Raw genomic sequence first — 11,796 nt, forward strand, 5'->3', positions numbered from 1 at the left:
CAAATATCTCATCAAATGATTTCTCAAATCACTCGTCCCATTATTCATTTAATAATATGAATAGAATATGAATAGGGGATCGCAGATGATGATTCCATGATGGTAATTACTTACGTCTATAAAAATTAACCTTATCCTCATCAAGCGCCATACCTAACCCCGGCTTATCAGAGACTTCTACACCATAATTGTGGTATTGGAGGGGCTCGATAACGATATCATCCTTCAAAAGCAGAGGACTAAAGAGCTCCGTCCCCCATTCAAGTGTCGGGAGTGTTGAATAGGCTTGCACAGCAGCGCTTGTAGCAATCGATCCTTCTAACATCGTACCGCCGTAGAGTCCGATACCGGCAGCTTGTGCGATTTCAGCAAGTGCCAAGACCCCTAACATTCCCCCTGATTTTGCGGTCTTTAGCGCAAAAGCTCTAGCTCCTGCAATCTTGGCGATATTAAAGCCTTCATAGGGGAGCCCTACTGACTCATCCGCTAAGATCGGAATATTAAAACGTTCACTTAAACGCGCTTGGGCGGCAATTTCATGTTGCGCTAAAGGTTGCTCAACAAGATCAATACCTGCATCTTGTAGAAGCTGCATTCCCTCTATCGCTTCTGCCTCGCTCCAGGCTTGGTTAACATCAACAGTAACCATGCTCTCATCACCTAGCGCTGCTTTGATCGCGATAACATGGGCGACATCCTCCTTTACAGGGCGGCGACCAATCTTTAATTTGAAATCTTTATGGCGTCCAGAAGCGATCATCTCCTTCGCTTCAAGGATATCTTTCTCAGTATCGCCACTCGCTAATACCCATAATACAGAGAGTCTATCCTGAACTTTTCCACCTAAAAGCGTTGAGATCGGAACATTCAGAATCTTTCCTTGAATATCAAAGAGTGCGGTTTCTACAGCATTTTTAGCAAAGTAATTGCCACGAATATTTTGTGCCATTCGCACTTTTAACGCTTTAATAGAAGCGATCGATTGCCCAATCAGAAGAGGGGCGATATATTGATCGATCGTCAATTGCATCCCTTCAGGACTCTCAGGGCCATAACTAAGCCCTCCAATTGTAGCGGCTTCTCCTAATCCTAATACCCCACCTTCTGTATAGATTTTCACAATAACAGAACTTTGAGTGGTCATTGTTGTCATCGACAGTTGATGACCGCGAATGGTGGGAAGATCAACAATCAATGTCTCAATCTTTGCTATACGATCTGTCAATAATGTTTGATTTGCTAAAAGGGTCATTCTTCTCTACGTCCTTCTTATCCTTCGAGATCAGCTCTCGATCGGTATCTGCTATGGGTTATTTCTCTATGAACTGTTTCGCTATAAGTTATTTTTCTCTAGCGCAGGCAATTGTAATCACACTATTTTGCCTCTAACCACTCCACTAAAATCTGATTAAAAGCATCGGGAGCTTCAACAGAAGGAACATGACCCACAGCTAATACTTTAAGTGCCCTATCCCCCATCAGATCGGCTAATTGCTCCATATTACTCAGTGCCATCGCCTTATCTTCACTACCCGCAAGAGAGAGGACAGGAATAGATGAATCTCGTGAAGGGAGCCGATCTGTTGCACTCCAAGCACCTAACGCTTCACATAATTGTGCATAACCTTCATTACTTGTTGCAGCTAATGAACGTTGCCAATTTTCAATCTCACTGGTCGCCGTTTCTAAATAATCATCCGCAAACCATCTTGGCACAATCGTTGGCGCCATCTTTGCCAAACCGATCTGACGAACATCTGCCGCACGACTCTCCCATGCAGCTGTTTCACCAATTTTATGGCTACTATTGGTGATCATTAAACTCTTCACTCTTTCCGGAGCTAGAAGAAGAATCTCTTGACCAATCGCACCACCGATAGAGGTTCCTACATAATGAAAGCGCTGATAGCCTAACTGATCTACTAATCCCAACACCATCTCTGCTAATGACTCGATTCGCCACTGCTCATCCTCGCTCGGTGCGGGGCTATTCCCATGGCCAGGAAGATCGATCGCTAAAAGATCATATTGCGATTCAAAAGCGGCGATCGTTTCATCCCAAACATGTCGATTCATTCCCAATGGATGTACGAATACGATGAGGTCACGAGGGGATTCCCCCGCCACATAGAGATAATTGATCTTTTCGTTATATCGCTGCTCTTGATGCTTCACTGCTTCCTCTCCTTGATGCTGTTGATACTTCTCTTTTATATCACTCAATCTATCCCTCAACCTATCACTCGGTGATGAAATAATCTCTTGAGTGATTATCTCTTATATAGTTTTATGATTTTTTTAAACGATTCTTTTACACGATTCTTGTACACGACTCTTTTAAGCGATTTTTTTGAATGCTGAGATCTTAAAGGTGCTTGAAATCTCGACTCTTAACCTACTCAGCGCTCCATGTTCGTCTGTCGAACCATATCTCCATTGATCGCCCACAACTTATTAATCTCATACCCCACTAGGATTGTCAAATCTTTAATACTTTTATGAATCAGATCTTCTACATAGAAAAAAATTATCGTCTATAATGTGTAAAAATTTATCGAGGATTGCCCTTTTTTTAGAAAACCGGATAGGAACAAAGTGACGGAAAAGATGCAGAATAACTATATGGAAGAGCTCTCTCCCCTTTTAGAGCAATATGCAGAAGACCCTGATTTCATCACCGCTTTTGCCCGGGGACTTGTGATATTCCAAGTTCTCTCTAACAGTAAACGTCCTCAATCAATATCCGATATTGCCAAAATCACCGGTTTTCCACGCGCAACGGTAAGACGCGGACTCTATACACTGGTGAAACTCGGTTATGTGAGCCAAAATGATCGGGAATATACCTTAACGTCAAAGATCTTAACGCTCTCTCACAGCTTTATCTCTTCCCAATCTCTTCCCAATGCCGCGCAACCAATCCTCGAGAATATTACCAAAGAGGTTGATGAAGCCTCCTCAATGGCAGTTTTAGCGCAGAGCAATATTGTCTATATCGCCCGCTCGTCAGAAAATACGCAGCGGATCATGTCAAATACTTTAGCAATTGGCAGTCAGTTACCCGCCTGTTGTACATCAATGGGACGCGTCCTCTTAGCTGCCGAACCTAAAGAGAGACAGATCGAACTATTAGCTCAGCATCAGCTAAAGATCTATACCCCCAATACGATTCATACAGAAGAGGATCTTTTAGCGGAATTGGAGAAGATCAAAGAGCAAGGATATGCCATAATTGATCAAGAGTTAGAGATTGGCTTACGCTCTATTGCCGTACCGGTCTACGATAAATCAGGAGCAATTATTGCGGCAATCAATATTAGTACCCATGCGATGCGAAATTCTGTTGAGGATATGATCAATAAATTTCTGCCGGTACTACAACGATCAGCACAACTCCTTCGAACCTTTTTATAGAACTTTTCATAATGCTTCTTATGGGAGATTTCTAAAGAGAGATCACTTAATAAGGGCTATACTGATAGGGAATATAGATCTTTAGATACTCAAGCGTGAGAATCTCCGATCAAGCGATATTCCCCACCATCATGGATACAACGCTTATGCAGAAAGAATCAATAGAAGAATATGGAAAAACTTTAGAGAAGCATGCAGATAATGCTGACTTCCTAAGCTCCTTTGCCAGAGGTTTGATGATCTTTGAGGTTCTCTCCACGAGTAAACGGGCACAAACAATCTCCGATATCGCAAAAGAGACGGGATTTCCTCGAGCTACTGTTCGTAGAGGCCTTTTTACATTAGTGGAATTGGGTTATGTCCTTCAAGATGATCGTTACTATGAGCTCTCACCTAAAGTCTTAATGATCGCGCATGACTATATCAACTCCCAAACGCTCTCTACAACCGCACAGCCGATCTTAGAAAATCTCACAAGAGAACTTAATGAAACGGCAACAATGGGGGTATTAGTGAAAGATGAGGTGATCTATATCGCCCGCTCATCTGATAATCGACAAAAAATTATGTCCAATACGTTAACAATAGGGAGCCATCTGCCGGCATACTGCTCCTCTATTGGTCGTGTGCTTCTTGCAGCAGAATCGAGAGAGAGACAGATCGAAATTCTGGCTCAATCTCATCTTATACCCTATACAGATCGTACTATCTATGATCGCGATCGACTCTTAGATGAACTCGAGAAAGTGAAACGCGAAGGATACTCCATTATCGATCAGGAGCTCGAAGTTGGGCTGCGCTCTATCTCTGTTCCCGTCTTTGATCGAAGTGGCAAAGTGATCGCTTCCATCAGTATTAGTGCTTTAACGCTTAAATATAGTATTGATGAATTGATCAATAAATGTCTTCCGGCACTTCAGAAAGCGGCGGCAATTTTAACAACATTTATCTAACTTTTTATTGATATAGCCTTTTAATAAACTTTTTAATAAAATTTTTAATAAACTTTTTTAATAAAAAGTGTAAACGCAAAAACGCCTACGGCGAATGCAACAAATAAGATAACGGATAAAGATAACTTATAATGTTGCCACCGTAGGCGCTCTTTTTTATCCCTTTTACTACAAGATTTAAGACTACGAGAGTACTATCCTTGACGATTTTCAGCTTCAAGAAGTGCCGCAATCCGCTTCTCTAAAGGGGGATGAGTGCTAAAGAGATCTCGAATTGAACCAGTAAAACCAAATGCCGCAAATTGTCCTGGAAGGTCTTGATTCAGTTCAGGTCGACGACGTAATGCATCTAATGCATTTGCCATCTGACGATTAGAAGTCAGTCTTGCACCTCCAGCATCTGCTCTAAACTCACGGTGACGGCTAAACCAACTTGCAATAATTTGAGCCAAAATTCCAAATACGATCTGCAACACAATAGTACTGATCATATAGATTCCACTACTGCTACTCTCCCCATTAGAGTTCCCTCTCGAGGCGATCGCTTCAGCAATAATTCTTGATAAGAAGACAACAAAGGTATTCAGAACTCCTTGAAGAAGCGCCATTGTTACCATATCACCGTTCGCAATATGTGCCATCTCATGGCCTACAACGGCTTCGATCTCTTCTTTATTCATCACGCGCATGAGCCCTGTACTGATCGCTACTAGTGAATTATTTCGACTTGCACCTGTCGCAAAAGCATTAGGTTCAGGAGAATCAAAGATGCCAATCTCAGGTCGCTTTAAACCTAATGCCGCCGCTTGTCGTTCAACAACATTGACATACCATGCTTCAAACTCATTCTGAGGTGTCTCAATCACATGAACCCCCATAGAACGCTTCACCATACTTTTTGACATCAGTAAGGAGATAATTGAACCGGCAAATCCCACTACAGCACAAGCGAGTAACATCGGAAAGAGTCCTCGCCCACCTGAAATAGCAGTATCTAAGCCGGTAATTTTTAAGATAATAGTGATCACTGCGATCACCGCGATATTCATCGCAACCCATAAAGCAACTCGTTTAAACATAGAGTCTCCTTCTCTTCTATAAATATCTTGCAATACTTTTAACAGATCTGATCAACGCTTCGATCTAAATCAGATCCCATTTTTTATCTCTCTATCTCAATCGATCATCATCTATTATATCGATCAGGACAAGATTTATTCTACTTCACCCTAATAATATGAGGCTTTTTCCCCTAAATACAATATATATCGATCATTATCAATCACGCTTATATCCAAGGTTTAGCGTTGGGTTTAGGCTCAGGTTTAGGCTTAGATTTTTATTTAGATTTGTATTCAGCTAGGATTGAAGATAGAAAAAAACCTTGGCAATTAAAATCACCAAGGTCTTCATCTGGATTCAAAGAATTTCGAAAATTATGCAGTCGCTGCTGTTTTACGCGCTGGTAATTTCTCTTTAATTCTTGCTGCTCTACCTGAAAGTTCACGCAAGTAGTAGAGCTTAGAGCGACGAACGCTACCACGACGTTTAACATCGATGCTCGCGATTAATGGGCTATAAGTTTGGAAAGTACGTTCCATACCAACACCGTGAGAGATACGTCTTACGATAAATGATGAACCCATTCCACGATTTTTAATTGCAATCACAACACCTTCAAATGCTTGAATACGCTCGCGATCGCCCTCTTTTACCCTTACATTTACAACGATTGTATCGCCAGGGTTGAAAGCAGGAAGCTCTTTGCCTTGCATTGCTTCTTGCTCTAATTGTTTAATAATATTCATGTCCGTTAAACCTTCTAATGAAATAACCATCTTACCCAGATTTATTCTAAGCAAAGCATTATACACCAATATTCAATTATTGGTATCACTTTTATTCAAACAAAGCTGTTGAGCCTTGCCCTTTACGTAATATTTCAGGGGCTCCTTCGCTCAGATCAATGACTGTCGTTGGCGCCATACTACATGCTCCACCATCAATAATCGCATCAACATGATCCCCAATGACCTCATTAATTAAGGTGGCATCATTTAGCTCATAAGCTTCATAACCAGGGATTTTTAAGGTGGTAGAGAGTATCGGGGCACCGAGCTCTGCTAAAACAGCTTGGATTATAACATGATTTGGCACACGAAGTCCTACTGTATTTCGTTTTGGCATCAGAAGTTTTTTAGGAACCTCTTTTGTTCCACGTAAAATAAGCGTATACGGTCCTGGTAAAATCGCTTTTAAGAGGCGATATTGAGGATTATCCACCACGGCATAGTGCGATAGCTCTGAAAGATCTTTACAAATTAGAGAAAAATAGTGATCTTTAGCACTCTCTTGACGAATTTTTAAGATGCGATCCATACCGCGCTGATTTCCTACCATACAACCGATAGCATAACTAGAATCAGTCGGATAGACGACAATCCCCTCATTACGAAAAATTGAAACAACCTGCTCAATCAATCTCGCTTGTGGTGTCTCTGGATGAATCCTTAATAACATATAAGCCTCCTTCTGTTGCTTATGCACTCACCAAGTACTCTTGATAATGTAGTTTAAACCATAAAATGGCAATTAACGTAAACTCATTATCCAACTTTCCTTGATCTAATAGTTGAAAAGCCTCTTCTCGAGTCATCGTAAAAGCTTCTATATCTTCTCCCTCTTCCTCAATACCGTAATAGCCACCCGCACAACTTAAATCGCAAAGCCCTAAATAGAGATGCATTTTGCCGGGGCTCCCTCCTGTTGAGGGGTAATATTGATAGATCGGAATCAACTTCTCAATCTCTACCCCTGCCTCTTCTTCTGCTTCTGCCCGAATAATCATCTCAGGTGATTCAGCCCGATCAATTGTTCCGGCAACAATCTCAATAGTCCAAGGCGAATGGCGCTCTTTTCGCTCCATCAAGGGGACTCGAAGTTGTCGAACAAAGAGTAGATGATCTAACTTTGGATCATAGAGAAGAATACTCACCGTATCACACTTTACAATCACTTCGCGACGAATATCATAGAGCATCTCTCCATCAAAACGTTGATGATCAACAATCACTTCATCAATTTTGAAAAATCCATCAAAAATTCTTCGGCGGGATTGGAGTTGAACACTACTTTTATCCAAGATTTTTCCACTACCATCCCGAGGAAGCTCTTCTATAAGCTCTCTCTTGTCACTCTCTTTGATATATTTTTGCGCTTCCATGCCACTCCCTTCTAAAATTTGATTAAGTAATCGCCCTTAAACCTTTAGTATAAAGCATAGGAATTTATCATAGACATTTATAAAAAATTTATAAAAATTTACAAGAAAAGGTGTAGAAAAATAAAAAGCCACTTCTTATAAGAAGTGGCTCTCTAACAAATCTGTCTCTTGTCGATAAAGATCTAAAATTAACGACCCCAGTTTCTCACTGCACCGCTATCAATATGAACAAAAGCTGAACGGCTATAGTAACCAACACCACCTGCTTTTAGAGAGAGTGCTGCATTGCGGAGATTACGAGTTGCGATACCCGGCATACGAATATCAATCGCTTTTGCTTGCATATGAAGACTTGACTTCGCTCCACGGATAGCTCTATTCGTTTGTGGAGAACGGTAACCACTTAAACCGTGAACTGGCTTGTTAAAGCCTAAACGGAGTCTTAAAGCAAATAGTTGATCAAGTACATTAGGATCATACAGTTTAGAAGTTGTTGTTCTTCTATCTCTTAAAGCCCAAGAGATCTCATCTAATGATTCTCTGATATAGCCTTCTGTAGGTGTCCAGTAAACAGTGCGAGTAGTCTCACCTAATGCGGGCGTATAAATTGTTAATTCACGCTCTTGCGACACCGCTTGTTTCGCTAATGCTGGATTTAATCCGAAGATACCGAAGACAGCTGATCCGGCTAAAACGCCTGTCGCCACTTTCAAAAGATTACGTCTATTATCACATACAAATTCATTATGTTGCTCTATAAAAGACTCTCTGTCCGTAATGATCAATTTACTATCCATGTATCTATAACCCTTGCTTGTTCTACTAACAGACTATTTCATTTAGCCCCTTAGCCTCTATTATCAACTGATTTCCTAAATCGAGAAATCAGTGTAATGTTCATAACCTAAAATTGCAACCTTACAAGCTGTAAATTCATTAAATAATTAGTATAAATTGATCAAGATACTTATCTTATAAATTTATAGTTAATTATCTCATATAATAGTTTGCAAGATTGAGTCCCTTTTTTTATCCGTTGTAACAAGATCTTAAGAGAGGAATGAGATTATCAACCCCTTTCTTAACCACTCTTAAGTGCTTATTTCCCCCAAATGGAGATAAGAATTATTCCAGAAATTTTATTACAAAATATCGATCAAGTGCAACGATTTTTTACCAACATGATAAAATAGGCCTCACCATAATAGAGCCTACATATAAGAGATCTTTAAAATCAAAAAAGAGAATATGCAAAATAGATCACCACAAGATAACGATATCGCACAGATCAAAACTCCTCCTCACTCAATTGAAGCTGAGCAAGCTGTTTTAGGAGGTTTATTACTTGATCGAGATGCGTGGGATAAAATCGATGGGTTGCTATCCCCTAGCGACTTCTATAGTAAAAACCACCGCATTATTTTTGAAGCAATCTACACTCTCTACAATGAGATGCAGACGGTTGATATCTTAACCGTTAGTGATCACCTTAAGCAGAAAGAGGTGCTTGAAGAGATCGGTGGACTTCCCTACCTTGCGACATTAGCACAAGATATGCCCTCTGTAAGCAATATCGCCGCCTATGCCAATATCGTTTATGATCGTTCCGTCATTCGAAAATTGATCGCTGTAGGAACCAATATTGCTGATTCAGGCTTTAATCCCGATGGCCGCAGTAGTAATGAATTGATTCAATTTGCGGAGCAAGCGGTCTTTGCCATTGCAGAGCAAGGAACCAAACAGGATGCCGGCCTTATCGATATCCGTGACGTGCTTAAAAGTACAATCGCACGGATCGATGAGTTAGCCCAATCCCAAGGTGGGGTCACCGGTGCGCCTACCGGTTGGGATCAATTTGATGAGATGACTTCAGGTCTTCAAAATGGAGATATGATCGTTGTTGCCGGACGTCCATCGATGGGTAAAACAACCATTGCAATGAATATGGTTGAACGTGTTGCAATGTATACCAATAAGCCTGTAGCAATCTTCAGCTTAGAGATGCCGGCAGAACAACTTGTTATGAGAATGTTTGCCTCCATCGGTGGTATTGAGCAAGGAAAAATCAGAACCGGTGAACTCAATGAGATTGAGGCGAAAAAGTTAAGTGACGCAACAAAAACACTTGCTCAAACAAAGATCTTTATCGATGATACAAGTGGCTTAAGCCCTTCTGAAATGCGGTCAAGAGCACGTCGCTTACAACGTGATCATGGCCAATTAGGCTTAGTCATGGTGGACTACCTTCAGCTGATGAGCATTCCAGGAATGTCTGATCATCGTGTTGCTGAGGTCTCTGAGATCTCGCGCTCATTAAAGCTGATGGCGAGAGAGCTCAATTGTCCTGTTATTGTTCTATCACAGCTCAACCGTAGCCTTGAGCAACGACCTAATAAACGACCCGTAATGAGTGACCTTCGTGACTCTGGTGCGATCGAGCAGGATGCTGACTTAATCTGCTTTGTCTATCGTGATGAGGTTTATAATGAGGATTCTCCGGAGAAAGGCATCGCTGAAATTATTATTGCTAAGCAACGTAATGGTCCTATCGGAACAGTAAAGCTTAGTTTCCAAGGGCGCTATTCTCGCTTTATGAATCTCTCTACACGAGATTTTGCTGATCAATTTATTGATGAATAATCACTGCCCTTTATATAAATTGACAAAGCCATAAGACAAAATCAGAAGTTAAAGAAATTAAAAAATAGCGACAGTAAACAAGCAATAGATAAGTAACAAGACTCCTAGCAGCTATGCTTCTAGGAGTTTTTTTAGCTCTGAAATTGAGATCACCGTGGCTAATCCTTCTAATGCATTCATACTCTCTTGATGAAGCTCTAAACTCTTAGCAGCACAAAGCTCATCAACGACATAAACTCTAAAGCCCAATTCATGGGCGTCCCTTGCACTACTCTGAATAGCTAACAGTGAGCTCACGCCCCCTAAAATAAGAGTATCAATTTTAGATATCTCAAGCCATCTAGCCAAGTTATTGCCGGTAAAAATACTCACTCCTTTTTTAATAAAGTAGTGATCCTCTTCACTCTGCTCTAATCCTTTAATCCAACAATTATTAGGAGAGTTAAGTCGTAATGCGCCTCGTTCTTTCGCTTGATGAAACATCGGTGAGAATCTTGGGATATCGTGATAGTCATCTGCAAAACCAACCTTCACCCAGACAATAGGCACATTCTCTAGCCGAGCGAAAGAGATTGCACGATTACTCTCTTCTAAGATATTTCTCTGCAGAAATTGTTGGTAACTACTATTTGATAGCCCCTCTTTTCCGACAATATCCTCGATCAAATCGATCAATACCAAAGCCTTAGATTTCTTCTTCATATCAACCTCTCCGCATACTGTTTTCTATCTTATTCCCTTTGTAACATAGCATTATCTACTAAACAAAAGAATATAAATCACCACAGAGGCTGATGAGTTGCCGGATCTTACTACTGCATTCTTCCAATAATCGCGTGCCGGCAAGAGGCATCAAAAATGCTCAAACTGCGGGCATGCATTGGTTAAAAGAATGAAGTAGTTGGCTCCCGCAGCTCCACTTATCCTCTTAAGAATCATAAAAGTGATGAGTTGAAACAACAAAGGCTGATGAGTTGCCGGATCTTACTATCACGTTCTTCCAAAAACTGCGTGCCGGCAAAAGGCATTGAAAATGCCGACCGGCGGGCATATAGTTGTGATAAGAGTGAAATAGTCGGCTCCCGCAACTCCATCTATCTTCTTAAGAATCATAAAAATGATGAGTTGAGGCAACAAAGGCTGATGAGTTGCCAGTCCTCACTATCACGTTCTTACAAAAACTGCATGCCGGCAAAAGGCATCAAAGATGCCGACCGGCGGGCATACAGTTGTGATAAGAGTGAGATAGTCGGCTCCCGCCACTCAATAAATCCTCTTATAAGTTCAAACCCTAGAACAAACAGGGGCTGATGAGCTGCCGGTCCTCACTATCACGTTCTTCCAAAAACTGCGTGCCGGCAAGGGGCATCGAAGATGTCCAAACTGCGGGCATGCATTGGTTAAAAGAATGAAGTAGTTGGCTCCCGCAACTCCAGGAGCTTTCTTAAGAATAAAAAATCCAGACAAAGAAAAAGCTCCTAGCTAATTAGCTAGGAGCTCTTAATGAAGCCCTGGGGTTGACCTACTCTCACATGGGATCTCCCACACTACCATCGGCGCTGCTAC

General features: G+C 41.2%; 11 protein-coding genes. 3 read left to right on the top strand and 8 right to left on the bottom strand.

Annotation, left to right across the window (positions count from 1 at the left end):
* Window positions 1-106 precede the first annotated feature (106 nt).
* On the bottom strand, window positions 107-1,252 hold the full coding sequence (locus tag DC082_RS07390) for a muconate/chloromuconate family cycloisomerase (RefSeq protein ID WP_109236421.1): 1,146 nt from the start codon (window positions 1,250-1,252) through the stop codon (window positions 107-109).
* A 122-nt stretch (window positions 1,253-1,374) separates the two neighbouring features.
* The gene (locus DC082_RS07395; RefSeq protein WP_157957421.1) at window positions 1,375-2,223 is read right to left on the bottom strand and encodes an alpha/beta fold hydrolase; all 849 of its coding nucleotides are present in this window, start codon (window positions 2,221-2,223) and stop codon (window positions 1,375-1,377) included.
* Between the two features lie 384 nt (window positions 2,224-2,607).
* On the opposite strand from DC082_RS07395, the gene DC082_RS07400 reads away from it, so the two are divergent.
* Together DC082_RS07400 and DC082_RS07405 are read left to right on the top strand one after the other, a co-directional pair.
* The gene (locus DC082_RS07400; RefSeq protein WP_109236423.1) at window positions 2,608-3,414 is read left to right on the top strand and encodes an IclR family transcriptional regulator domain-containing protein; all 807 of its coding nucleotides are present in this window, start codon (window positions 2,608-2,610) and stop codon (window positions 3,412-3,414) included.
* Window positions 3,415-3,560: 146 nt separating this feature from the next.
* Window positions 3,561-4,367: an IclR family transcriptional regulator domain-containing protein gene (locus DC082_RS07405; RefSeq protein WP_189363316.1), complete on the top strand. Its 807-nt coding sequence runs from the start codon at window positions 3,561-3,563 to the stop codon at window positions 4,365-4,367.
* Between the two features lie 194 nt (window positions 4,368-4,561).
* On the opposite strand, the gene htpX is transcribed toward DC082_RS07405, so the two are convergent.
* The 5 genes from htpX to DC082_RS07430 all read right to left on the bottom strand — a co-directional run bounded on the left by htpX (window position 4,562) and on the right by DC082_RS07430 (window position 8,387).
* Window positions 4,562-5,446: a protease HtpX gene (gene htpX / locus DC082_RS07410; protein ID WP_109236425.1), complete on the bottom strand. Its 885-nt coding sequence runs from the start codon at window positions 5,444-5,446 to the stop codon at window positions 4,562-4,564.
* Window positions 5,447-5,803: 357 nt separating this feature from the next.
* Window positions 5,804-6,175 carry a 50S ribosomal protein L19 gene (gene rplS / locus DC082_RS07415; protein ID WP_094567946.1) on the bottom strand — a complete coding sequence of 124 codons (372 nt, stop codon included), beginning with the start codon at window positions 6,173-6,175 and terminating at the stop codon, window positions 5,804-5,806.
* A gap of 91 nt (window positions 6,176-6,266) precedes the next feature.
* A complete protein-coding gene (locus DC082_RS07420) occupies window positions 6,267-6,887 on the bottom strand; it encodes an L-threonylcarbamoyladenylate synthase (RefSeq protein WP_109236426.1) in 621 nt (206 codons plus the stop codon).
* Between the two features lie 19 nt (window positions 6,888-6,906).
* Window positions 6,907-7,590 carry an NUDIX domain-containing protein gene (locus DC082_RS07425; protein WP_109236427.1) on the bottom strand — a complete coding sequence of 228 codons (684 nt, stop codon included), beginning with the start codon at window positions 7,588-7,590 and terminating at the stop codon, window positions 6,907-6,909.
* Between the two features lie 188 nt (window positions 7,591-7,778).
* A complete protein-coding gene (locus DC082_RS07430) occupies window positions 7,779-8,387 on the bottom strand; it encodes a YcbK family protein (protein WP_094567949.1) in 609 nt (202 codons plus the stop codon).
* 451 nt (window positions 8,388-8,838) lie between these two features.
* Here DC082_RS07430 and dnaB point away from each other — a divergent pair, with 451 nt between their 5' ends.
* Window positions 8,839-10,230: a replicative DNA helicase gene (dnaB, locus tag DC082_RS07435; protein ID WP_109236428.1), complete on the top strand. Its 1,392-nt coding sequence runs from the start codon at window positions 8,839-8,841 to the stop codon at window positions 10,228-10,230.
* A 111-nt stretch (window positions 10,231-10,341) separates the two neighbouring features.
* Here dnaB and DC082_RS07440 read toward each other — a convergent pair whose 3' ends face one another.
* Complete coding sequence (locus DC082_RS07440; protein ID WP_109236429.1) at window positions 10,342-10,932, bottom strand: cysteine hydrolase family protein; 591 nt, start codon at window positions 10,930-10,932, stop codon at window positions 10,342-10,344.
* Window positions 10,933-11,796: the final 864 nt, after the last annotated feature.

The sequence above is a fragment of the Ignatzschineria indica genome (assembly GCF_003121925.1).
GTDB classification, from domain to species: domain Bacteria; phylum Pseudomonadota; class Gammaproteobacteria; order Cardiobacteriales; family Wohlfahrtiimonadaceae; genus Ignatzschineria; species Ignatzschineria indica.